This is a genomic window from Lysobacter sp. P5_C4, from assembly GCF_054049695.1.
Genome location: NZ_JBFULX010000002.1, coordinates 1 through 22256, shown reverse-complemented (window position 1 = coordinate 22256; position 22256 = coordinate 1). Strand labels below are relative to the sequence as shown.

Here is a 22256-nt window from a genome sequence, read left to right as displayed (position 1 = left end):
CGCAGCCACGCGTCAGTGGCTGCGCATTTCCTTCACCGGGGCTTCGGTCATCGCCGTCTCGGTGTGGATCGCGCACAACCATTTGCCGTCGCGGCGAACCCATGTGCTGGAATCGGACATGCGCACGCGTTGTTCGCGATCGGCCATGGTCGTGGTCTGGTCGACTTCGTAGGTGACGATCGCGACATCGTCGGACGGGCGCAACACGCGCGCGTTCGACAGGTCGAAGGCCGTGAGCGCGTGGCGCGCGTTTTCGGCCATCTTGCGATAGCCGGCATGGTCGAACTGCATCGAACCGTGGCTGGAAACCATCAGTGCCGGCTCGGCGAGCAGGCCCAGCGCGGTGTCCGTGTCGCGGTCGACCATCGATTGCCAGAAGCGTCGTTCCAGCGCGATCAGATCCCGGTCGATCTCTGGCATGGCGTGTTCTGGCATGGCACGTTCTCGATCGCGGGAACGCGAGGTGTAGCAGTGGAAGCCTTCGCGCCGGGTGAAACTCAGGTGACGGACGCACCGCGGTCCAGGGTGCGGTACCCGATGGCTTCGGCCAGGTGTTGCGTGGCGATGCGTTCGCTGTCGTCGAGGTCGGCGATGGTGCGCGCGACACGCAGGATCCGGTGCAGCGAGCGCGCGGAGAGGTCGAAGGCGATCATCGCGCGTTCGAGCAGTGCGCGATCCTCGGGCGCGAGGCGGCACGTGGCGTTCGTCGCCGACTGGTCGAGCAGGGCGTTCGGCACGCCGGCGCGCGCGAGTTGTCGCAGGCGTGCGGCGGCGACGCGGGCGCGCACACGCTCGCTCGCTTCGCCTTCCGGCGCTTCTTCGCGCAAGGCTTCGGGTGGGACGCGCGGAACGTCGACATGCAGGTCGATGCGATCCAGCAGCGGCCCCGACACGCGCGCGCGATAGCGATCGATGGCCTCGGGCAGGCAACGGCATTTGCCGCTCGTGTCGCCAGCCCAACCGCAGGGGCGGGGGTTCATCGCGGCCACGAGTTGGAAACGCGCCGGATAGTCCGCGCGCGACGCGGCACGTGAAACGACGACGGCCCCCGATTCAAGCGGCTCGCGCAGCACTTGCAGCGTGTGCCGCCCCCACTCGGGCAACTCGTCGAGGAACAACACGCCGTTGTGTGCGAGCGAGACTTCACCCGGCCGCGCATCGGGCCCGCCGCCGATCAACGCGACTGCGCTGCTGGTGTGATGCGGAGCGCGGAAGGGGCGGAGGCGCCAGCGCGCGGCATCGACACCGCGCCCGCTGATGGAGGCGATGGCCGCGGCCGCGAGCGCTTCGGCTTCGCTCGCTTCGGGCAACAGACCCGGCAGGCGCGAAGCGAGCAGGGTCTTGCCGCAGCCCGGGGTGCCGACGAAGAGCAGGTGATGCTGGCCCGCAGCCGCGACCTCCAGCGCGCGGCGCGCGCGAAGTTGGCCGCGCACATCGCGCAAATCGGGCGCGTGGCGTTCGACAACGGCGACTGCCTCCGCGCGCGGCAAGGATTTCTCGCCAGCCAGCATCGCGCAGACCTCCAGCAAGGTGCGCGCAACGCGGACGTCCGCCGACGCGACGAGCGCGGCCTCGCCACCGTTCTCCTGCGGAACGATCAGCCGCCGATTGGCCTCGGCCGCCGCGATCGCGGCCGGCAGCACGCCGTCGACCGCGCGCAACTCCCCCGTTAGCCCGAGTTCTCCGAGGAACTCGATGTCCCGCAATGCCTCGTTGGACAACTGCCCGCTCGCCGCCAGGATGCCGAGCGCGATCGGCAGGTCGAATCGCCCACCGCGCTTTGGCAAATCCGCGGGCGCGAGATTGACGGTGATGCGCCCGTCGGGGAACGCGAACTGCGAACATTGCAACGCGGCGCGCACGCGATCCTTCGCCTCGCGCACGGCGGCGTGGGGCAGGCCGACGACCGTCAGCGACGGCAGGCCACCGCCGACGTGCACCTCGACACGAACGGCAGGCGCGCGCACGCCGAGGCGTGCACGCGTGTGCACGAGCGACAAACCCATGGCGATGCCGCTAGTGGCGCGGCGCCGGCGTCTCCAGCTGCGCTTCGAGGTCGGCGACGGTGCGCTGGAGTTCGTCCAGTTTCTCGCGCGTACGCAGCAGGACGGTGCGCTGCACTTCGAATTCCTCGCGGGTGACGAGGTCGAGCTTGGACAAGCCGGTCTGCAGGACGGACTTGAAGTTCTCCTGCAGCTCGTCGCGCCCTTCGCGGAGGGCGGGCGGAACGAGGCTGCTGAGGCGCCGCGCAAGGTCGTCGAGTTTTTCCAGGTCGATCATGACGGTCATGTCCTCAAGTCCTCGGTCTACGCGAGCTTGTCCAAATTCCGGGGCCGGCGCCATCAGGCGAAGGGGCAACGGCGTGTGGGTATTTTCTTACAGCAGGATTCCTGCAGCCGGGCAAAGCGCGGTTATGCTGCGGGCACGCGACATGGAGACGACGTGATGAAGATGGTCATGGCGATCATCAAGCCTTTCAAGCTGGACGACGTGCGCGAGGCGCTGTCCGAAGCGGGCGTGGCGGGGATCACCGCAACCGAGGTCAAGGGCTTCGGTCGCCAGAAAGGCCATACCGAGTTGTACCGCGGCGCCGAGTACGTCGTCGATTTCCTGCCGAAGATCAAGCTCGAGGTCGCCGTGTCCGACGACCAGGTCGACGCAGTGGTCGAAGCGATCATGCAGGCCGCCGGTACGGGCAAGATCGGCGACGGGAAGATCTTCGTCTGGGATCTCGACAAGGTGGTGCGGATCCGCACCGGCGAGCTGGACGGCGACGCGCTTTAAGCGTCGCTTCCCAACGCCTCCGCCACGAACGGGATCGACGCCATCGCGCCCTGGTGGACGTCGGCCGTGTAGTACTTCGTCTTGAATGTCTTCTCGCGCGCATCGACGGCGCGGTAATCGAAACCGCCGGACTTGCGCGCCAGCGTGCAGCTCCACCAGCCGGTCGGGTAGCAGGGCTGCGGGAAGGGCAGCGTCTTGAAGGTGGTGAAGCCCGCCTTGCCCATCTCGGCGCGCATTTCCTTGATCAGTTCCAGCAGCACGAGCGGAGATTCGGATTGCTGCACGAGGATGCCGTCGTCCTTCAGCGCGCGGAAGCACGAGGCGTAGAAGGCCTTGTTGAACAGGCCTTCGGCCGGGCCGACGGGATCGGTGGAGTCGACGATCACGATGTCCACGCTGCCGGCCGGGCAGTTGGCCATGTAGGCGATGCCGTCGTCGAACAACAGCTCGGCGCGCGGATCGTTGTTCGAATCGCACAGCTCGGGGAACCACTTCTCCGCCATGCGCGTGACCTGCTCGTCGATATCGCACTGCGTGGCCGATTCGACGCCGGGGTGCTTGAGCACTTCGCGCAACGTGCCGCAATCGCCGCCGCCGATGATGACCACGCGCTTGGGGGCCGCATGCGTGAACAGCGCCGGGTGCGACATCATCTCGTGGTAGAGGAAGTTGTCGCGCGTGGTGAGCATCATCGCGCCGTCGATCAGCATCACGTTGCCCCAGTCGGTGCTCTCGAAGATCTCGATCTTCTGGAACGGCGACTGCACCTCGTCGAGCTTGCGATGGATCCGATAGCCGATGGCCGAACCGGCGGGCTCGAAGTTCTCGTACATCCAGGTGGGTTCGGTCATCGCGGCAGTCCGGCTGGGGCGTGGGGGCGCGCATTGTAGGGCGTCGGCCGTTTTGGCGGTGCCTTTGGCCCGCGGGAGGTACACTTCGCGCCCGTTTTGTCCCCCAGACCGAGGGAATCCGCCGATGAGCGCATGGTCCGTCGACCAGGCCCGCAAGACCTACTCCATCCCGCATTGGTCGGAGGGGTATTTCGATGTCGACGCCACGGGGCGAGTCACGGTGTTGCCGCGTGGCGGACAGGGCCCGGCGATCGCGCTGGCCGAGGTCGTCGACCAGGCGAAGGCCAACGGTGCCAAGTTGCCGCTGCTCGTGCGCTTCCCGGACATCCTCGGCGACCGGCTGCGCAAGCTGCAGTCGGCCTTCGCGCAGGCGCAGGCCGATTGGGACTACCAGGGCGGTTACACGGCGGTCTATCCGATCAAGGTCAACCAGCACGCCGGCGTGGCGGGCACGCTTGCCTCGCACCGTGGTGAAGGCTTCGGCCTGGAAGCGGGCAGCAAGCCCGAACTGATGGCCGTGCTCGCGATGAGCCGCCCGGCTGGTCTCATCGTCTGCAACGGTTACAAGGATCGCGAATACATCCGCCTCGCGCTCATCGGCCGCAAGCTCGGCCTGCAGACCCAGATCGTGGTCGAGAAACCGAGCGAACTGAAGCTGATCATCGAAGAAGCGAAGGCGCTCGACGTGCGCCCGGGCATCGGCGTGCGCATGCGGCTGGCGTCGCTCGGTGCGGGCAAGTGGCAGAACAGCGGCGGCGACAAGGCGAAGTTCGGTCTCTCGCCGCGGCAGGTGCTCGACTTGTGGAAGACGCTCCGGGACAGCGGTTACGGCGAATGCCTGGAGTTGCTGCACTTCCACATGGGTTCGCAGATTTCCAACGTGCGCGACATCGCCAACGGGATGCGCGAGGCGGTGCGTTACTTCGTCGAACTGTCCAAGCTCGGCGCGCAGGTGCGATACATGGACGTCGGCGGTGGCCTCGGGATCGATTACGAAGGCACCCGCTCGCGCAGCTATTGCTCGATCAATTACGGCGTCAGCCAGTACGCGAACAACATCGTGCAGCCACTGGCCGAAGCCTGCGAGGCGCATGCGTTGCCGCAGCCGCGCATCGTGACCGAGTGCGGGCGCGCGATGACCGCGCACCACGCGGTGTTGGTGGCGAATGTCGCCGAAGTCGAAGAAGCGCCCGAAGGGCGCGTGCCGCCTGCGCATGACGACGAGCCGGCCGTGATCCGCCACCTGCGCGAGCTGCACGAAGAACTCGATCAGCGCCCGGCGGTGGAACTGTTCCATGACGCACAGCACCATCACGGCGAAGGCTTGTCGCTCTACGCGCTCGGCCAGATCGACCTGACGCATCGCGCCCGCATCGACGACCTGTTCTACGCGATCGCGCACGCGGTGCGCGCGCGGCTGGACGTCGGCGAGCGTTCGCACCGTGACCTGCTGGACGAGTTGAACGAGCGCCTGGTCGACAAGTATTTCGTCAATTTCAGCGTGTTCGAATCGATGCCGGACGTGTGGGCGATCGACCAGGTGTTCCCGATCGTGCCGATCGAGCGCCTCGACGAAGCCCCCGCGCGACGGGGCGTGATCGCGGACATGACCTGCGATTCGGACGGCAAGATCGATACGTACGTGGAAAACGAAGGGCTCGACAGTTCCCTGCCGTTGCATCCGTTGCGGCACGGCGAGATCTATCGGTTGGGGTTCTTCCTGATCGGTGCGTACCAGGAAATCCTCGGCGACATCCACAACCTGTTCGGCGACACCGACGCGGTGGAAGTGCACCTGGAAGGCGACGGGTATGCGATGAGCCAACAGCGCCGCGGCGATACGACGGACGTGATGCTGGATTACGTCGGGTACAAGCTCGATGCGTTGCGCGAAGCGTATGCGTCGAAGGTGGACGACGCGGGGCTATCGGCCGACGAGAGTGCGCGCTTGAAGAGCGCGCTCGAAGCCGGGCTGACCGCGTACACCTACTTGAGCGACGAACCCGTTTGATGTTCTCCGACCAGCGCTCGCTGGTCGGGCTCCCCGACGCATGACCTGCCAATCAGGCAGTCATGCGCGCGTCGGCTCGCTCCGGGCGATCTGGAAGCCCGCGAACGATTGCCGCGTCGGCATCATTTCCAGACGATTGACGTTGAGGTGGGGCGGCAAATTCGCCACCCACCAGATCGTTTCGGCGATGTCTTCGGCCGTCATCGGTTGCGCGCCCTTGTAGAGCGCATCCGACGCGACCTGGTCGCCGTGCGTGCGCACGAGCGTGAACTCGGTTTCGGCCATGCCCGGTTCCAGCGCGGTGACGCGCACGCCGGTGCCATGCAGGTCCGCGCGCAGGCCGAGCGAGAATTGGGAAACGAACGCCTTCGTGCCGCCGTAGACGTTGCCGCCGGCGTAGGGGTAGGTCGCCGCCGTCGAGCTGACGTTGACGATGGCGCCCTTGCGTTCGATCAGCCCCGGCAACAACGCGTGCGTGAGCATCACGAGCGCGCGCACGTTCGTTTCGATCATCGTCTGCCAATCGGCGAGGTCGGCCTTCTGCGCGGGCAGCGTGCCCTGCGCGAGGCCTGCGTTGTTCACCAACAGGTCGATGCCGTTGAAGTGCGACGGAACGGCATCGAGCGCAGCGCGCATCGCAGCTTCGTCGCGCACGTCGAAGACGGCAGGATGGACGCGATCGGCGCCGAGTGCGTCGACGAGCGATTGCAGGCGATCGGCGCGACGGCCGGTGGCGATGACGTTCCAGCCGCCCGCGACGAACCGCTTCGCGGACGCGGCGCCGAAACCGGAGGTCGCGCCGGTGATGAAGGCGGTGCGGGGCGTGGTCGTCATCGCGGGCGCGCGATCAACGCGCCTTGATCGCCATCGCCGGCAGCCCGCCGCCGCTCAGGCGGCGCTTGGCATCGGCGAGTTCGGAGGCGCTGCCGTAGGGGCCCATGCGCACGCGGTAAACCGTCTTGTCGGCCATCTGCGCCGACTCGACGCGCGCGCTCAAACCGAGCATCGCGATCTTCGCCTTGACCGCCTCGGCATCGCCGCTGGCCTGGAACGCGCCGGCCTGCAGCAGGTAGCGCGTGCCGTCGTCCTTCGGTTCGGGCTTGGTCGCCGATGCGGCAGTCGTGGCCGACGGCTGGGCGTTCGACGTTGCGCCGGCGTTGGTCACGACTGCATTGGTCGCGACTGCATTGGTCCCGACGACGGGCTGCGCGATGTCCGCGGCATCCGGGTTCGCAGCGGCCTGCTGCCTGGCTGCGGACGCGCCGCGCGCGGCTTCGGCGCGCTCGGTTTCCGCGAGCTCGGCGTCGGAAAGCGGCACTTCGTTGGAAGGCAGCAGCGTGTAGAAGTCGTACTGCGTTTCCTTCGGCTTGTCGGCCTTGGCCGCCGTCGGCGCGGACTCGGGGACGATCGCGTCGTCGTCGTCCGCGCTCACCGTGGACTTGGGCTGGGCGTCGGGATTGGGCTTCGGGCGGAAAAAGCCGTCGCCATCGCCCTTCGGCCACAGCTTGGGCACGCCGACGATCAGCGCGATGCCGATCGCCAGGCCCGCGAACAACCAGATCCACGCGGGGTTCGAATCGCCCCCGTTGCGCTTCGCCTGCGACTTCCCGCGTCGTGCCGCCATCACATCTTCTCCGGGGCGGATACGCCCAACAAATCCAAACCGTTCTTCAGCACCTGGCCGGTGCCGACGCTGAGCGCGAGGCGCGCGTCGCGCTGGTTCGCATCATCCACCAGGATGGGCTGCGCGTGGTACCAGACGTGGAAGGCATTCGCCAATTCACGCAGGTATTGCGCGATGGCGTGCGGCTCGAGCGTCACCGCGGCCGCTTCGACCACTTCGGGGAAGCGCGAGAGTTCGACCAGCAGCGCCTGTGCCTGTTCATCGACGAGCGTATCCACGTGGCGCAGGCCGTTGGACAGATCGAACGTGAGGCCCTTCTCGCCGGCTTGTCGCAGCAGGCTGCAGACGCGGGCGTGCGCGTACTGCACGTAGTAGACGGGGTTGTCGTTGCTCTGCGAGCGGGCGAGGTCGATGTCGAAGGTGAGCTGCGAATCGGGCTTGCGCGCGATCAGGAACCAGCGCGTGGCATCGCGCCCGGCCTCCTCGATGAGGTCGCGCAGCGTGAGGTAGCTGCCCGCGCGCTTGGAAAGCTTCACTTCCTGGCCGCCGCGCATGACGGTGACCATCTGGTGCAATACGTATTCCGGCCAGTTCTTCGGGATGCCGCAGTCCAGCGCCTGCAGGCCGGCGACCACGCGCGCCAGCGAGCCATGGTGGTCCGCGCCCAGTTCGGTGATCGCGCGCTCGTAGCCGCGTTGCCACTTCGAGCGGTGGTAGGCGACGTCCGGCAGGAAGTAGGTGAACGTGCCGTCGGACTTGCGCATTACGCGGTCTTTGTCGTCGCCGAAGTCGGTCGTGCGCAGCCACAGCGCGCCGCCCTCCTCGTAAGTGTGGCCGTGGGCGACCAACTCCCGTACGGTTTCCTCGACCTTGCCCTGCGTGTACAGCGAGGACTCCAGGAAGTAGACATCGAAGGACACGCCATAGGCTGCGAGATCAGCGTTCTGCTCGCGGCGCAACCAGGCGACGGCGAATTGCCGCACGGCGTCGAGGTCGTTCGGGTCCTTGGCGGCCTGCACGATGTGGTCTTCGAATTCGACCGTGTCCCCGCGCAGGTAGGCGTTGGCGACATCGACGATGTACTCGCCGCGATAACCGTCCTCCGGCCACGACGGATCGTCCGGCGTCTTGCCCAGCGCGCGCGCCTGCACCGATTTGGCGAGGTTGTCGATCTGCGCGCCGGCGTCGTTGTAATAGAACTCGCGCATCACGCACCAACCGTTGGCGGCCAGCACGCGCGCGATGCAATCGCCGATCGCCGCCGCGCGGCCATGGCCGACGTGCAGGGGGCCGGTGGGGTTCGCGGAAACGTATTCGACGCCGACCGTGCGGCCCGCGCCGCTGGCGTTGTGGCCGTAGGCCGAGCCGCGCGCGATGACTTCGCGCAACTCGCGGCCGTAGGCGGCCGGCGCCAGGTGGAAGTTGATGAAGCCCGGGCCGGCGATTTCCACCTTCGCGACATCGTCGGAAGCGGGCAGCGCGGCAACGAGGGCTTGGGCGAGCGCGCGCGGATTGGTGCGCGCGGCCTTGGCCAGGATCATCGCGGCGTTGGTGGAGAAGTCGCCGTGCGCGCGCTGGTTCGGACGCTCGACGACGAACGCGGGGATTTCGAGATCCTGGGGGAGCGCGCCCGCGGTGCGCAGCGCGGCGATGCCCTGGTCGACGAGGGCGTTGATGGAAGCTTTCACGACGGATGCCGGAGGCCGAAACGACGGCCGGATAGTCTACGGCACGCATGAGAAGAGCCCTCGTGCGGCCATCGACAGGGGCGGGCCTTCGCCGACGATCACGTGGTCGAGCAGGCGGATGCCCAGCAGCCGCAGCGACGTGCGCATCTCGAGCGTGGTCTTGCGATCCTCGTTGCTCGGCTCGGGAACGCCGCTGGGGTGGTTGTGGCCGACGATCACGGCCGCGGCGTTGAGGGCGAGCGCGCGCTTGGCGATCTCGCGAGGATAGATGTCCGCCTGGTCCACGGTGCCGTGGAAGAGTTCCTCGAAGGCGATCATCCGCAGCCGCGTATCGAGGAACATCACCGCGAAGACCTCCGCGCGATGGTCGCGCAGGCGCCGATGGAAGAACTCGCCGACGACGCCCGGCCCGGACATCGGATCACCCGGTTCGAGCGTGGTGGCGTAGTGGCGATGCCCCAGTTCCAATGCGGCGAGGAGCAGGCAGGCGCGGGCGCGCCCGATGCCCTTCAGCTGTTCCATCAGCGGCAGCGGCCGGTCCAGCAGGGCGCGCAGCGAACCTTGCGTATTCAGCAGGTGGCGCGCGGTGGTGACCGCGTCCTGGCCCCGCAGGCCGGACCCCAGGAAGAGCGCGAGCAATTCGGCATCCGACAGCGTGCTCGCGTTCCCGCGGGCGGCGAGTTTTTCGCGTGGGCGTTCGAGGGAGGGCCAGTCGCGGATGCGCATGGCCATAGCGTGCCGAGTGGCCGCCCGGGGGTGTATCGGGGGAATGGAAGGCTTCGGGTAAGCTGGATGCCTATCCTGCCGTGGGGGTTTTCCGACCGATGAAGGCCGAACCCGTCGCCGCCCTGACTGGCCGGAAGGTGCTGCTCTGCGTGTGCGGCGGCATCGCGGCGTACAAGGCCGCCGACCTCGTCCGCCGCCTGCGCGATGCCGGCGCGACCGTGCAGGTCGCAATGACGGAGAGCGCGCAGCGATTCGTCGGCGCGCAGACCTTCCAGGCGCTGTCCGGCCTGCCCGTGCGCACGTCGTTGTGGGACGCGGCGGCCGAACAGGCGATGGGCCACATCGAGCTCGCGCGCTGGGCCGACGTCATCCTCGTCGCGCCCGCCACCGCCAACACGCTCGCCAGACTTGCACACGGTTTCGCCGACGATCTCGTCAGCACCGTTTGCCTGGCCACCACCGCGCCGATCACGCTGTGCCCGGCGATGAACCACCGCATGTGGCTGCATGCGGCCACGCAGGCGAACGTCGCGTTGTTGCGCGAACGCGGGGCGCGCATCGTCGGCCCCGCGGAAGGCCCGCTGGCCGAAGGCGAATCCGGTCCGGGCCGCATGGTCGAGCCGCTCGACATCGTCGCCGCGCTTGCGAGGGCGAACGCTTGAGCCTTGCCGGCCTCCGCGTCGTGGTCAGCGCGGGACCGACCTACGAGGACCTCGATCCGGTCCGGTTCCTCGGCAACCGCAGCAGCGGGAAGATGGGGTTCGCGATCGCCGCGGCCGCCGCGCGGCGCGGTGCCGACACGGTGCTGGTCGCCGGCCCCGTGCATCTGCCCACACCCCCGGGCGTGGTGCGCATCGACGTGCGCTCTGCCGCACAGATGCACGCGGCCGTGCTCGGCGCGCTTCCTGCGGATGTGTATGTCGGCGCAGCCGCGGTCGCGGATTTCACCCCCGAACGCGTGGCGACCTCGAAAATCAAGAAAGTCGCCGGCGAAGATGCGATCGTCCTGCGGCTGGTCCGCACGCCCGACATCCTCGCCGACGTCGCGCGCGATGCGCGCCGCCCGCGCATGGTGGTCGGCTTCGCGGCGGAAACTGACGAGCTCGCGACATACGCGCAAGGCAAACTCGACGCCAAGTGGATCGACGTCATTGCCGCGAACCGCGTCGGCCAGGCCGGCATCGGCTTCGAGAGCGACGACAATGCGCTGTCGATCTATTGGCGCGACACGAACGCGACCCTTGGCGAACGCGTCCTCGGCCCCGCGCCGAAGACCACGCTCGCCGATGCCCTGCTGGACCTGGTGGAGGAGCGATTGCACGCATGACGCACAAGGTGCTCGAAGTGAAGGTGCTGGACCCGCGCTTCGGCGACGAATGGCCGATGCCGGCCTACGCCACCGAACACAGCGCAGGCCTGGACCTTCGCGCCGCGCTCGAAGCTCCGTTGTTGCTGGAGCCGGGCGAAACCGCGCTGATTCCCTCGGGGCTGGCGATCCACCTGGCCGATCCGACGCTCTGCGCGGTGATCCTGCCGCGCTCGGGGCTCGGGCATCGGCACGGGATCGTGCTCGGTAACGGCACAGGATTGATCGACGCCGACTACCAGGGCCCGCTGATGATCAGCACGTGGAACCGGGGCCGCGAGGCCTTCACGATCGCGCCGGGCGACCGGATCGCGCAATTGGTCGTGTTGCCGATCGTGCGCGCGACGTTGCAGGTAGTGGATACTTTCGAAGAAAGCGCGCGCGGCAGTGGTGGCTTCGGCCATACCGGCGTGCGTTAACCGGGGGATTTCAGGAATGACGGAACAAGACACCGCCGCACCGGCGAAGGGCAAACTCGGCATTCCCGGCGGCGCACTCAAGTCGCTCATGCCGGTCGTGGCCGCGGTTTGCGCCGTACTCGTCCTCTGGCTCGCGTGGAGCGGGTGGGTGCAGTACCGAGCGGAAAACCGCGAAGCGACGCTCACGCGCGCGCGAGACGGGGCCGCAGCGGCGATTTCCGCGTCGGTCGCAAAGCAACTGGCCGAACTCGACACGCGCCTGAAGTCCGCGGCGGTGCAAGCCGCGCTTGCGCAGGGCAACCTTCCCGGCGCGGCCGCCGCGCTGAAGCGGGGTTGGGCAGGTGCGGAGTCGGCCGACATCTTCGCCGACGGGTTCGAAACGCAATACGGCGCGTTGCCCAAACTCGGCTACGGCAAGGTCGGGGTCGCCGAAACGGCGATCGCGGAGAACAAGGCGGTGGCCGCGATCGTGCGCGACGGCGGAAGCCCGCGCCTGGCCGTGGCCGCGCCCGCGCGCAACGGGCCGGTGCGCGTCGGCGTCGCGTATGTGCGCCTGCCGCTGGATCGTGCGGCCGGCCCGATCGTCGCCGCCGCAGTCGACGACGACAGTTACCTCGCGCTGCGCCAGGGGAGCTACAGCGTCGCCGAGCATGGCGACAAGGAACTCGCCAATGGCGCCGAAGTGCTCGCAACCCCGGTGAAGGGCACGACCTGGCGCATCGCCGCCGGCCTGCCGGACGCCGGCAAGGCGCCGTTCGGCCTGGGCGCGTTGGCGTGCTGGATCGCGGCCCTGGTGTTCGCGGTGTTCGGCTGGCTCGCGCTGCGGGCCGGTCGCAAGGCCGTGGTTCCGATCGAGGACGAACACCACGCCGAGGCGCCGACCCTGGCGCAGATGCAGGCGGGTGCGCCCGTGGCCACGGTGGCCGTGCCGATCATCTCCGAGCCCGCCGCGTCGACCGACGAAGCACCCAAACCGCGCGCCGCCGAGCCGAGCGCACCGGCGCCCGCGGGCCAGGTGCTCATCGACAAGTCGATCTTCCGTGCGTACGACATTCGCGGCATCGTGGGAAAAACGCTCGACGCGGGCGTCGCCGAATTGATCGGCCAGTCGATCGGTTCGCTGATGACCGAACGCGGCCTGCACGACATCATCGTGGGCCGCGACGGCCGTTTGTCCGGCCCCGACATGATCGATGGCCTCGTCCGCGGGCTGCGCAAGACCGGTCGCAACGTCGTGGACATCGGCCTGGCGGCGACGCCGGTCGTGTACTTCGCCGCCTATCAACTGCGCACCGGCTGCTGCGTCGCGGTCACGGGCAGCCACAATCCGCCGGACTACAACGGCTTCAAGATCGTCGTCGGCGGCGAAACGCTGTCGGGCAAGGCGATCGAAGACCTGTATGCGCGCATCGCCGAGGATCGCCTGCACGAAGCCCCCACGCCGGGCAACGTGCAGCAGCGCGACGTGTCGAAGGATTACATCGACCGCATTGCCGCGGACGTGCAGTTGGATCGCCGCCTCAAGGTGGTCGTCGATGCGGGCAACGGCGTCGCCGGTGCGATCGCGCCGCAGGTGCTCACCGCGATCGGCGCGGAAGTCACGCCGCTGTACTGCGAAGTCGACGGCACCTTCCCGAACCACCATCCCGATCCGAGCGAGGCGCACAACCTCGAGGACCTCGTGCAGATGGTCAAGCGCCTGGGTGCCGACATCGGCGTGGCCTTCGACGGCGACGGCGACCGCCTCGGCGTGGTGACGAAGGACGGGCACAACATCTTCCCCGATCGCCTGCTGATGCTCTTCGCGGCCGACGTGCTCGAACGCAACCCCGGCGCGGTCATCGTCTACGACGTGAAGTGCACCGGGCGCCTGCCGGGCCAGATCCTGCGCCACGGCGGCAGCCCGCTGATGTGGAAGACCGGCCATTCGCTGATCAAGGCCAAGATGCGCGAGACCGATGCCGAGCTCGCGGGCGAAATGAGCGGCCACTTCTTCTTCAAGGAGCGGTGGTTCGGGTTCGACGATGGCATCTACGCGGCCGCGCGCCTGCTCGAGATCCTCGCAAGCCGCAGCACCTCGCCGAGCGAAGTGCTCGACGCGCTGCCCGATGGCGTGTCGACGGCGGAGATCAAGGTGCCTGCGCCGAACGACGATCCGCATTCGTTCGTCGACTTGTTCAAGGCGAAGGCGAAGTTCGAAGGCGGGCGGTTGTCGTCGATCGACGGCCTGCGCGCCGACTGGCCGGACGGCTGGGGCCTGGTGCGTGCGTCGAACACGACGCCGGTGCTGGTGATGCGCTTCGACGGCGACAACAAGGAAGCGCTCGCGCGCATCCAGGAAGCCTTCCGCGAACAATTGCTCGCGGTGCGGCCGGACCTGGCCCTGCCGTTCTGAGGCCCGGGTGGATCAGCCGCCCGTCGCGGGCGGCTGTGTCGCGGGGGCCGCAGCGGCGTCCTGCTTTGCCCGCTGGCCCTGCTTGATTTCGCGATAGCGCGTCAGCACCGAATCGAGTTCTTCGTCGAGGCTCGCGCGCTGCACGCGCTGCTGCGCGAACAGGCGCTCGCGGCGGCGCAATTCGGCATGCTGCGTGTTGATGTTGGTGCGCGAGACCGGCGAGATCGGCTTTCCGGCGAGCTCGTTTTCCCCGGCTTGCCGCAGCAGCGCGACCAGGCTCTGGCGCAGGCCGATGACGCCCAGTTCGGAGGCCTTCAGCGATTCGTCGACCAGGTCGATGCGCTCCTGGAAGGACTTGCGCAGGTCGGCCTCGGTTGCGTACGACTCGGCCATCGCCATCTCGCGACGGAAACGGCTTTCCTCGGTTTCCGCGCGCGCCTTGTTCGCGGCGATTTCCGCATCGTAGGCAGCGCGCTCGGCCGGCGTCATCGCGCGCTGGACATCGCCGGTGTGGCGGCCGAACGCGTTGAACTCCGTGCGGCGAACGCCCGCGGCCTCGGCCGGCAGCGCGTCGCCGCAAACCTTCGCGCCGTTTTCTTCCCAGCAATACAGTTTCTTGATCTTCGGCGGCGGTGCGCCACGCTTCTGCGCGTGCGCATCGGTGCAGGCCAGCGCGAGCGCGAAGATCGGCGCGAGGAACAACGTGGCGGTCGTGAGTGTCTTGCTGGCAGGCATGGTCGCAGCCCCTGTTCTGCGTTCGTCCCGAAGCGCCATCTTACGGCGCGGTGGCGGTGCCGTAGCGCGCGCGGTAGGCGAGCAGGGCATCGCGGTGTTCGACAAGGTCGGCGCTTTCGCCGGCAAACGCAAGCAGGTCGGCGAGCGTGGCCACGGCCACCACCGGCAGGGCGTGTTCATCGGCGACGGCTTGCGCGGCGGACTGCGCGTGCGCTTCGCTGGCGCGCTCCTGGCGGTCGAGCGCGATCACGATGCCGGCCGGGATGCCGCCGACATCGCGGATGATTCCGAGTGCCTCGCGGATCGCGGTGCCGGCGGTGATCACGTCGTCGATGATCAACACGCGCTTGCCGGACAGCGGTGCGCCGATCAACAGCCCGCCCTCGCCGTGCGCCTTGGCTTCCTTCCGGTTGAAGGACAGGGGCAGGTCGCGGCCGCGGCGGGCGTATTCGCAGGCCACCGCGGTCGCCAGGGGGATGCCTTTGTATGCCGGCCCGAAGAGGACGTCGAAACCGACGCCCGCTTCGTCCACCGCATCGGCGTAGCAAGCGGCCAGCTCGGCCAGCGCTGCGCCGGAATCGAAGCGGCCGGCGTTGAAGAAGTACGGGCTTTCGCGCCCCGACTTCAGCGTGAACGCGCCGAAGCGCAGGGCCTGTGCGCGCAGCGCGAGGGTGAGGAAGCGGGCGCGGTGGTCGGTCACGTCGGGCCGTCGGGCGAGGGTGGATGAAGGGCATGATAAGGCCGGGCGCGGGCCTGTCCCGTCGGTCCGCGCGGATGGGCTAGGCTTGGCGTTGGACTTCCCACAACGGGTCTCGCGATTTGCGCATCGTCAGCTTCAACGCCAACGGCGTCCGCTCCGCGGCGGGCAAGGGGTTTTTCGACTGGTTCATCGACCAGCAGGCCGACGTCCTTTGCCTCCAGGAAACCAAGGCGCAGGAACACCAGGTCGCCGGGCCCGAATTCCTGCCGAAGGGCTACAAGGCCTGGTTCCGCGATGCGACGACGAAGAAGGGCTACAGCGGCGTGGCCATCTACAGCAAGCAGGCACCCGACGAGGTCCGCACGAACCTGGGCTGGGCGCCGTTCGATGACGAAGGGCGCTACATCGAGGCGCGCTTCGGGAATTTGAGCGTCGTGTCGTTCTATATCCCTTCGGGCTCGTCGGGCGAGTTGCGCCAGGGCTTCAAGTTCGAAGTGATGGAGTGGCTGGGCCCGATCCTCCACCACTGGTTGCACAGCGGTCGCGATTACGTGTTGTGCGGCGACTGGAACATCGTGCGCAGCGAGCTCGACATCCGGAATTGGAAGTCGAACCAGAAGAATTCCGGCTGCCTGCCACGCGAACGCGACTGGCTCAACGCGATGTGCGCCGACAGGCACGGCTGGGTCGACGCGTATCGCGCGCTGCACGCCGACGGCCAGGACTACACCTGGTGGAGCAATCGCGGCGCGGCGCGCGCGAAGAACGTCGGGTGGCGCATCGACTACCAGTTCTGCACGCCGTCCCTGCGCGAGAAGCTGAAGGCCTGCGGGATCCACCCCTCGCCGCGATTCTCCGACCACGCCCCGTTCGTCGTGGACTACGCCCTGTGAGTGCGTCGCCCGGCGCAAAGCCTGCGAAACCCTCTGTCTGGAAAGCATTCACGCAACCCGCCGCGTGGACGATGTTCTTTTTCGGCTTCGCTTCGGGCCTGCCCTTCCTGCTGGTGGCCGGCACGCTGGCGTATTGGCTGAAGGAAAACGACATCGTGCTCAAGGAGATCACGGTCATCGCCAGCGCAGGCATGACGTATGCGTTGAAGTTCCTGTGGGCGCCGCTGCTGGATCATTGGCGCCTGCCGCTGTTCGTCCGCCTCGGGCAGCGCCGCGGCTGGTTGCTGTTCGCGCAGCTGGCCGTCATCGCGGGCTTGTTCGGGATGGCGTGGGCCACGCCCGCATCGCTCGGCGTCTTCGTTGCTTTCACCCTGGTCGTAGCGTTCGCGGGCGCGACGCAGGACATCGCGGTCGACGCCTATCGCATCGAAATCGGCGAACCCTCGGTGCAGGGCGCGCTCGTCGCGACATACTCGCTCGGTTATCGCATCGCATTGATCGTCACCGGCGCATTCGCGTTGTTCATGGCCGACCACATGCCGTGGAGCGCGGTATACCAACTCCTCGCGGTCCTGATGCTGCTGCCGGTCGCGGTCACGCTGCTCGCGCGCGAACCGGATGTCTTGCGCAAGCGCCCGGCCGACTGGAACGAAGCGATGCGCGAAAGCGTCGTCGAGCCCTTCGTCGATTTCTTCCGCCGCTACGGCGCGCAAACCGCGCTGCTGACGTTGGCGTTCATCCTGTTGTTCAAGATTCCCGAACAGGCGCTCGTCGGCGGCATCATGAGCCCGTTCTATCTGTCGCTGGAGTTCACCAAGACCGAAATCGGCGCGGTGACGAAGATCTACGGCATCTGGATGGGGATCATCGGCGTGTTCCTCGGCGGCATGGCGATCGCGCGCTGGGGCGTGCGCAAGCCGCTGCTCGCCGCGATCGTGCTGTGCGCGTCGTGCAATCTGTTGTACGTGTGGCTGATCGGCCATCCGGGCAGCATTCCCGCGCTGACGCTGGTGATCTCGGCGGAGAACATCACCCTCGGGTTCCTGGGCACCGCGGCGGTCGCCTTCCTCTCGGCGCTGGTGAACAAGCAGCACACCGCCACCCAGTACGCACTGCTCAGTTCGATGGTGAACCTGCCGGGCAAGGTCCTGGGCGTCTTCGCGGGCGGCATCGTGGAAGCGACGAACTACGGGACGTACTTCATCATTGCGACCCTCGCCGTCCTGCCGGCCACGCTGCTGTTCCTGTATCTCTGGCCCCGGTTCCGCCACATCGACGTTCCCCCGGATCGTTGACCCCGTTGTCTTGGGTCGGACCGTCGCGGCATGATCCGGCCCGTTCCCACCCGGTTTGACGTTGGGGTTGGATGGGAGGACGCATGACCGACCTGGTATTGCGGGACATCGATCCGAACATGGCGGATCGCATCAAACGGCTCGCCGACGCGCGGGGCTGGAACATGCATGTCACCCTCGAAAACCTCCTGCAGCGCGGGCTGATGGCGTGCGAGCAGGGCCTCCACGTGCACTTCAACGACCGCGAGTCGACCGCGCTGGAACAGGCGATCGCGGCGATGGAAGGCGTGGAGAGCGACCAGGGCTTCGGGTTGATCGGCCGTGCGCCGGAACCGCCGGCGCCCACGCACATCCTCGATCGCTGGGTCGAGGACCTCTGACAACCGCACCGATCAGCGCGGATGCACCACGCCGAGCACGCGCGGACCGCGCGCGCCGGTGACGGCGGGCACGTTGCCTGGCCGGCCCGCGAGGGTTTCCCGTGCGAGCCACGCGAACGCCATCGCTTCGACGAAATCCGGATCCAGGCCATGCGCGGCCGTCGATTCGACGCGCACGCCCGGCAACTGCGCCGCGATGCGCGCCAGCAGCACCGGGTTGTGCACGCCGCCGCCACAAACGAGCACGCGGCGTGTATCCGGCTGGTGCGCGCGCAACGCATCGGCGACGGTGCGTGCGGTGAGTGCGAGCAAGGTGGCTTGCACATCCTCCGGTGCTTCGCCACCGCGCAGCTGCGTGCGGACCCAGTCGAGGTGGAATTGTTCGCGTCCGCTGCTTTTCGGCGGCGGCAGCGTGAACCACGCTTCGGCGAGGAGGCGTTCGAGCAAACCTTCGTCGATGCGGCCGCTCGCCGCGAAGGCGCCGTGCGCGTCGAACGGGGTGCCGTGGTGTTGTTCGCACCATGCGTCCATCAACGCGTTCGCCGGGCCGGTATCGAAGCCGCGCACGTCGCCTTTCGCCGGCAGGAGGGTGAAGTTGGCGATGCCGCCGAGGTTGAGGACGGCGCGCGCTTCGTTCGCATCGTGCAGGAGCGCCGCATGGAAGGCGGGCACCAACGGCGCGCCCTGGCCACCGGCGGCGATGTCGCGGCGGCGGAAGTCGGCGACGGTGTCGATGCCCGTGCGTTCGGCGATGAGGTTCGCGTCGCCGATCTGCCAGGTGAAGCGGTGCGCGGCCGCGGGGCGGTGGCGGATGGTCTGTCCGTGTGAACCGATCGAGCGCACGTCGCCCGGCGCGAGGCGCGCGGAGGCGATCAAGCGCAATGCTGCGTCGGCGAAGGCTTCGGCGACCTGCACGTCGAGCATCCCGATTTCATCGAGCGATCGTGCATCGCCGCCCTGGCCGAGTGCGACCAGGCGCGCGCGCAGCGCGGCGTCCCAGCGATAGGTTTCGCCGCGCACGAGCGTGCAATGGGGTCCTTCGAAACGGACGAGCGCGGCGTCGATGCCGTCGGCGCTCGTTCCGGAGATCAGGCCGAGGTGGAGCTGCCCTTCCTGCTCCACTCGAACGTCAGGCCTTCTTGTTCTTGACCGGCTTCGGCGGCGCGCCGGCGTCGGCGTAGATCACCTTCTCGACGCTCTGGATGCGCGCCAGCGCGGTGGAGGTCTGCGCGCGGAACTGCGCGAGCGCCGCACCGTTGAGCGGCTCGGGCGGCGGCATCGTCACCGACAGCGGATTGCGGTGCACGCCGTTGATGCGGAATTCGTAATGCAGGTGCGGGCCCGTGGCCAGGCCCGTCATGCCGACGTAGCCGATCACCTTGCCCTGCGGGATGCGCTGGCCGACCTTGATGTCCCCGAAGCGCGACATGTGGCCATACAACGTGGTGTAACCGCGGCCGTGGTCGAGGATCACCGCGCGACCGTAACCGCCCTTCCAGCCGGCGAACTGCACGCGCGCATCGCCCGCCGCCATGATCGGCGTGCCGGTGGACGCGCCGTAGTCGACGCCCTGGTGCTGGCGCACGGTGCCGAGCACCGGATGGCGGCGCGAGCCGAAGGTCGAGGTCAGGCGCGCATACGGGATCGGCATGCGGATGAAGCTCTTCTTCAGCGGACGGCCGTCGGCGGTGAAGTACTCCGACTTGCCGTTGCGTTCGAAGCGGAAGCCTGAATGCAGCTTGCCGCCGACGGTGAACGTGGCGGCCTGCACCGGGCCGGTGCGGATCAGCTCGCCGTCGCGCCAGGTCTGTTCGACCACGACGCTGAAACGGTCGCTCGAGGCGACGTCTTCGTTGAAGTCGATGTCGTACTTGAAGATGTCGTCGGTCAGCGTGTTGATCGCGCTGCCCGACAGGCCGAGCTGGCGCGCCGACTTGAACAGCGACTTTCCGACGTTGCCGCTGATGACCACGGTGCGCGACTCGGTCGGACGCACGATGACGTTTTCGCTGATCCTGTCGCCGTCGATCCGGTATTCGACGCGGTGCGTTTCGTCGCGATCGTAGCGGAAGGCACGCAGCTGGCCGCCGACCGGCAGGTCGAACGCGAGCTCGGTCCCGGGCTTCATGCGCGTGAGCGCCTGCTTCGCGCCGGGTTGTTCGAGCAACTGGTGCATGGTCGAGGCGGGCAAGTCCATGTCGTCGAACAGGCTGCCGAGGGTCTGGCCGCGTTCGACGTGGACGATCTGCCAGCTGTCGCCGGCCTGGCCGCGCAACTTGGCGACGGACAGCGGCGGCAACGAAAGCGCGAGGGTGGTGCGGGCCTGCGTCGGCACCAGGCCGCCGGCGTGGCGCGAATCGGAGAAACCGGGGACGATGGCGGCGACCAGCACGGCCAGCGTGGCGAACAGGCTGACGTGGGCCCACTGGCGACGGGTCCAGCGGCCGCTGAAGCCGGCCGGCAGGCGCGCGGCGACGTGGCGATGAAGCGCCGCTTCGCGCAGGATGTCGAGCCGCGCGCGGCGTGCTTTGTCGATGCCGGATTTGCCCATGGTGCTTCCCCTTCGAAATACAGTTACCGCGCCGTGAGCCGGGCGTAACGGCGCTACCATAGACACGCTAGAAACGTGCGTCAAACCCTTGAGTGGGATGGATTTTCTGTTTTAACCACGCTTTAACGCTACCTTCACGATCCGGGTCACGGATTCGTAACAACCCTCACCGAGTTCATCCTTCGTGTCGATCCAGGCAGCCCTAGAACGCATCGGCCGCGGCGCCGACGAAATCCTCAAGCGCGACGAGCTGGAGACCCGCCTGAAGACCGGGCGCCCGCTCCGCGTCAAGGCCGGTTTCGACCCGACTGCGCCCGATCTGCACCTGGGCCATACGGTCTTGCTCAACAAGATGCGGCAGTTCCAGGACCTGGGGCACCAGGTGATCTTCCTGATCGGCGACTTCACCGGAATGATCGGCGACCCGACCGGCAAGAACGTCACCCGCAAGCCGCTCACGCGCGAGGACGTGGAGGCCAACGCGCGCACCTACGCCGACCAGGTGTTCAAGGTGCTCGATCGCGACCGCACGGAGCTGCGCTTCAACAGCGAGTGGTTCGCGCAGATGGGCGCGGCCGACATGATCAAGCTCGCGGCGCAGCACACCGTGGCGCGCATGCTCGAACGCGACGATTTCGCCAAGCGCTATGCGGCGCAGCAATCAATCTCGATCCACGAATTCCTGTATCCGCTCGTGCAGGGCTACGACTCGGTGGCGTTGAAGGCCGACGTCGAGCTCGGCGGCACCGACCAGAAGTTCAATCTGCTGATGGGGCGCGGGCTGCAGGAACACTTCGGGCAGGCGCCGCAGATCGTGCTCACGATGCCGTTGCTCGAAGGCCTCGACGGCGTGCAGAAAATGAGCAAGTCGCTCGGCAACTACATCGGCATCGACGAGCCGGCGATCGACATGGTCACCAAGACGATGAAGATCGGCGATGCGCTGATGTGGCGGTGGATCGAGCTTCTCAGTTTCGACATCGGGCCCGTCGAAGCGGTGCGCCTGAACGCCGAGGTCACCTCGGGTGCGTTGAATCCGCGCGACGTCAAGTTGCGCCTGGCACGCGAACTGACCGCACGTTTCCATGGGCAAGCGGCAGCGGAAGTCGCGATCGCCGGTTGGAATGCGGCCGTGCGTGGCGAGGGTGACGTCGCTTCATTGCCGCTGCAGGAGGTGTCGGTGCCTGTGGAGGGATTGCGGATCGCGCAATTGCTCGTCGCAGCGGGGTTGGCGCCGAGCAATTCGGAAGCCGGTCGAAAGCTCAAGGAGCGCGCGGTGCGCGTGGACGGCGCGGTGATCGAAGATGCCACGCGCGTCTTCGTGCCCGGTTTCGAGGGCGTTCTTGCGATCGGGAAGCGCAATTTCGCGCGCGTCAGGCTGGCCGCGGGATCATGAGATTGCGTTGATGTCGCGCGCGCTGTTCGACGGGATTCGATCGAACGCAAATTCATTCAAGAAAACGGTTGAACCTTTCTCCCGAATCGGCATAATGCGCGGCCCGCCGGGAGCGGGTTGCGGCAGTGGTTTCGCCGCCCGCGATGACATCACTGAATCGCTGCTCGCTTCCACAAAATTTGTCTTCATCAGGTGTTGACGTTCTTCGGATCGCCTGTATGATGTGCGGCTCCCTCGGGCACTTCGGTGCGGCGGGGGACGGGAGAAGGCGCTGAGGCCGATCCCCTTGATCTTTGACAGTGTGCGCAGGTGACTTGTGCGGGCGTCTGGCGGGTGGATACGTTGTCCATCTTGCAGACGTTCGTAACAGAGCAACAAGTCAATTCAAATGGCAAACAAGCAATTGTGAGCCAGCGAGTGATTTCGAGCCTGGGACGACGAC

General features: G+C 67.5%; 21 protein-coding genes and 1 pseudogene. 10 read left to right on the top strand and 12 right to left on the bottom strand.

The window, feature by feature from the left end; all coding sequences use genetic code 11:
* Nucleotides 1-12 precede the first annotated feature (12 nt).
* The 3 genes from ACXJJ8_RS04615 to ubiK all read right to left on the bottom strand — a co-directional run bounded on the left by ACXJJ8_RS04615 (nt 13) and on the right by ubiK (nt 2280).
* The gene (locus tag ACXJJ8_RS04615) at nt 13-420 is read right to left on the bottom strand and encodes a nuclear transport factor 2 family protein (protein WP_499027222.1); all 408 of its coding nucleotides are present in this window, start codon (nt 418-420) and stop codon (nt 13-15) included.
* A gap of 77 nt (nt 421-497) precedes the next feature.
* On the bottom strand, nt 498-2006 hold the full coding sequence (locus ACXJJ8_RS04610; RefSeq protein WP_499027221.1) for a YifB family Mg chelatase-like AAA ATPase: 1509 nt from the start codon (nt 2004-2006) through the stop codon (nt 498-500).
* A 10-nt stretch (nt 2007-2016) separates the two neighbouring features.
* Nucleotides 2017-2280 (bottom strand): ubiquinone biosynthesis accessory factor UbiK, encoded by a 264-nt coding sequence (gene ubiK / locus ACXJJ8_RS04605; protein WP_499028572.1) that lies wholly within the window; start codon nt 2278-2280, stop codon nt 2017-2019.
* 165 nt (nt 2281-2445) lie between these two features.
* Here ubiK and ACXJJ8_RS04600 point away from each other — a divergent pair, with 165 nt between their 5' ends.
* Nucleotides 2446-2784, top strand: coding sequence for a P-II family nitrogen regulator (locus tag ACXJJ8_RS04600; protein WP_498959198.1), 339 nt, complete (start codon nt 2446-2448; stop codon nt 2782-2784).
* Here the strand turns inward: ACXJJ8_RS04600 and speE are convergent.
* Entirely contained in the window at nt 2781-3635 is an 855-nt protein-coding gene (gene speE, locus ACXJJ8_RS04595; protein WP_499027220.1) for a polyamine aminopropyltransferase, read from the bottom strand. The two genes, ACXJJ8_RS04600 and speE, sit on opposite strands and share 4 nt — an antisense overlap.
* Nucleotides 3636-3759: 124 nt before the next feature.
* On the opposite strand from speE, the gene speA reads away from it, so the two are divergent.
* Entirely contained in the window at nt 3760-5646 is a 1887-nt protein-coding gene (speA, locus tag ACXJJ8_RS04590) for an arginine decarboxylase (RefSeq protein WP_499027219.1), read from the top strand.
* Nucleotides 5647-5706: 60 nt separating this feature from the next.
* Here the strand turns inward: speA and ACXJJ8_RS04585 are convergent, their stop codons facing one another.
* Genes ACXJJ8_RS04585 through radC form a run of 4 tightly spaced genes read right to left on the bottom strand, consistent with a single transcriptional unit; the run spans nt 5707 to nt 9684 of the window.
* Nucleotides 5707-6480, bottom strand: coding sequence for an SDR family NAD(P)-dependent oxidoreductase (locus ACXJJ8_RS04585; RefSeq protein WP_499027218.1), 774 nt, complete (start codon nt 6478-6480; stop codon nt 5707-5709).
* 13 nt (nt 6481-6493) lie between these two features.
* Nucleotides 6494-7270, bottom strand: a complete 777-nt coding sequence (locus ACXJJ8_RS04580; protein ID WP_499027217.1) for an SPOR domain-containing protein — start codon at nt 7268-7270, stop codon at nt 6494-6496.
* Nucleotides 7270-8958, bottom strand: coding sequence for an arginine--tRNA ligase (gene argS / locus ACXJJ8_RS04575; protein ID WP_499027216.1), 1689 nt, complete (start codon nt 8956-8958; stop codon nt 7270-7272). The genes ACXJJ8_RS04580 and argS overlap by 1 nt, the downstream gene beginning before the upstream one ends.
* Before the next feature lie 36 nt (nt 8959-8994).
* Nucleotides 8995-9684, bottom strand: coding sequence for a RadC family protein (radC, locus tag ACXJJ8_RS04570; protein ID WP_499027215.1), 690 nt, complete (start codon nt 9682-9684; stop codon nt 8995-8997).
* Nucleotides 9685-9782: 98 nt separating this feature from the next.
* Here radC and coaBC point away from each other — a divergent pair.
* The 3 genes and pseudogenes from coaBC (at nt 9783) to ACXJJ8_RS04555 (ending at nt 13864) form a co-directional block, all read left to right on the top strand.
* Nucleotides 9783-11011, top strand: a pseudogene (coaBC, locus tag ACXJJ8_RS04565) (bifunctional phosphopantothenoylcysteine decarboxylase/phosphopantothenate--cysteine ligase CoaBC).
* The gene (dut, locus tag ACXJJ8_RS04560; protein WP_499027214.1) at nt 11008-11469 is read left to right on the top strand and encodes a dUTP diphosphatase; all 462 of its coding nucleotides are present in this window, start codon (nt 11008-11010) and stop codon (nt 11467-11469) included. Before coaBC ends, dut begins: the two are co-directional and overlap by 4 nt.
* A gap of 16 nt (nt 11470-11485) precedes the next feature.
* Nucleotides 11486-13864, top strand: coding sequence for a phosphomannomutase/phosphoglucomutase (locus ACXJJ8_RS04555; RefSeq protein ID WP_499027213.1), 2379 nt, complete (start codon nt 11486-11488; stop codon nt 13862-13864).
* A 12-nt stretch (nt 13865-13876) separates the two neighbouring features.
* Here ACXJJ8_RS04555 and ACXJJ8_RS04550 read toward each other — a convergent pair whose 3' ends face one another.
* Nucleotides 13877-14599, bottom strand: a complete 723-nt coding sequence (locus ACXJJ8_RS04550) for a hypothetical protein (protein ID WP_499027212.1) — start codon at nt 14597-14599, stop codon at nt 13877-13879.
* 40 nt (nt 14600-14639) lie between these two features.
* Complete coding sequence (gene pyrE, locus ACXJJ8_RS04545) at nt 14640-15299, bottom strand: orotate phosphoribosyltransferase (protein ID WP_499027211.1); 660 nt, start codon at nt 15297-15299, stop codon at nt 14640-14642.
* A gap of 119 nt (nt 15300-15418) precedes the next feature.
* On the opposite strand from pyrE, the gene ACXJJ8_RS04540 reads away from it, so the two are divergent.
* From ACXJJ8_RS04540 to ACXJJ8_RS04530, 3 genes are all read left to right on the top strand, one after another.
* Nucleotides 15419-16192, top strand: a complete 774-nt coding sequence (locus tag ACXJJ8_RS04540) for an exodeoxyribonuclease III (protein ID WP_499027210.1) — start codon at nt 15419-15421, stop codon at nt 16190-16192.
* Complete coding sequence (locus ACXJJ8_RS04535; RefSeq protein WP_499027209.1) at nt 16189-17487, top strand: AmpG family muropeptide MFS transporter; 1299 nt, start codon at nt 16189-16191, stop codon at nt 17485-17487. The genes ACXJJ8_RS04540 and ACXJJ8_RS04535 overlap by 4 nt, the downstream gene beginning before the upstream one ends.
* A gap of 83 nt (nt 17488-17570) precedes the next feature.
* Nucleotides 17571-17867, top strand: a complete 297-nt coding sequence (locus ACXJJ8_RS04530) for a hypothetical protein (protein ID WP_499027208.1) — start codon at nt 17571-17573, stop codon at nt 17865-17867.
* 12 nt (nt 17868-17879) lie between these two features.
* Here the strand turns inward: ACXJJ8_RS04530 and ACXJJ8_RS04525 are convergent, their stop codons facing one another.
* Together ACXJJ8_RS04525 and ACXJJ8_RS04520 are read right to left on the bottom strand one after the other, a co-directional pair.
* On the bottom strand, nt 17880-18989 hold the full coding sequence (locus ACXJJ8_RS04525; protein ID WP_499027207.1) for an anhydro-N-acetylmuramic acid kinase: 1110 nt from the start codon (nt 18987-18989) through the stop codon (nt 17880-17882).
* 7 nt (nt 18990-18996) lie between these two features.
* Nucleotides 18997-20418, bottom strand: a complete 1422-nt coding sequence (locus tag ACXJJ8_RS04520) for a peptidoglycan DD-metalloendopeptidase family protein (RefSeq protein WP_499027206.1) — start codon at nt 20416-20418, stop codon at nt 18997-18999.
* A gap of 184 nt (nt 20419-20602) precedes the next feature.
* Here ACXJJ8_RS04520 and tyrS point away from each other — a divergent pair, with 184 nt between their 5' ends.
* A complete protein-coding gene (tyrS, locus tag ACXJJ8_RS04515) occupies nt 20603-21814 on the top strand; it encodes a tyrosine--tRNA ligase (protein WP_499027205.1) in 1212 nt (403 codons plus the stop codon).
* 10 nt (nt 21815-21824) lie between these two features.
* A complete protein-coding gene (locus tag ACXJJ8_RS04510; protein ID WP_499027204.1) occupies nt 21825-22013 on the top strand; it encodes a hypothetical protein in 189 nt (62 codons plus the stop codon).
* Nucleotides 22014-22256: the final 243 nt, after the last annotated feature.

Bases quoted from the DNA above. Each gene is read 5' to 3' on its own strand.
- ACXJJ8_RS04615 (WP_499027222.1), bottom strand. From the start codon at position 420: ATGCCAGAGATCGACCGGGATCTGATCGCGCTGGAACGACGCTTCTGG.
- ACXJJ8_RS04610 (WP_499027221.1), bottom strand. From the start codon at position 2,006: ATGGGTTTGTCGCTCGTGCACACGCGTGCACGCCTCGGCGTGCGCGCG.
- ubiK (WP_499028572.1), bottom strand. From the start codon at position 2,280: ATGATCGACCTGGAAAAACTCGACGACCTTGCGCGGCGCCTCAGCAGC.
- ACXJJ8_RS04600 (WP_498959198.1), top strand. From the start codon at position 2,446: ATGAAGATGGTCATGGCGATCATCAAGCCTTTCAAGCTGGACGACGTG.
- speE (WP_499027220.1), bottom strand. From the start codon at position 3,635: ATGACCGAACCCACCTGGATGTACGAGAACTTCGAGCCCGCCGGTTCG.
- speA (WP_499027219.1), top strand. From the start codon at position 3,760: ATGAGCGCATGGTCCGTCGACCAGGCCCGCAAGACCTACTCCATCCCG.
- ACXJJ8_RS04585 (WP_499027218.1), bottom strand. From the start codon at position 6,480: ATGACGACCACGCCCCGCACCGCCTTCATCACCGGCGCGACCTCCGGT.
- ACXJJ8_RS04580 (WP_499027217.1), bottom strand. From the start codon at position 7,270: ATGGCGGCACGACGCGGGAAGTCGCAGGCGAAGCGCAACGGGGGCGAT.
- radC (WP_499027215.1), bottom strand. From the start codon at position 9,684: ATGCGCATCCGCGACTGGCCCTCCCTCGAACGCCCACGCGAAAAACTC.
- dut (WP_499027214.1), top strand. From the start codon at position 11,008: ATGACGCACAAGGTGCTCGAAGTGAAGGTGCTGGACCCGCGCTTCGGC.
- ACXJJ8_RS04555 (WP_499027213.1), top strand. From the start codon at position 11,486: ATGACGGAACAAGACACCGCCGCACCGGCGAAGGGCAAACTCGGCATT.
- ACXJJ8_RS04550 (WP_499027212.1), bottom strand. From the start codon at position 14,599: ATGCCTGCCAGCAAGACACTCACGACCGCCACGTTGTTCCTCGCGCCG.
- ACXJJ8_RS04530 (WP_499027208.1), top strand. From the start codon at position 17,571: ATGACCGACCTGGTATTGCGGGACATCGATCCGAACATGGCGGATCGC.
- ACXJJ8_RS04520 (WP_499027206.1), bottom strand. From the start codon at position 20,418: ATGGGCAAATCCGGCATCGACAAAGCACGCCGCGCGCGGCTCGACATC.
- ACXJJ8_RS04510 (WP_499027204.1), top strand. From the start codon at position 21,825: ATGTCGCGCGCGCTGTTCGACGGGATTCGATCGAACGCAAATTCATTC.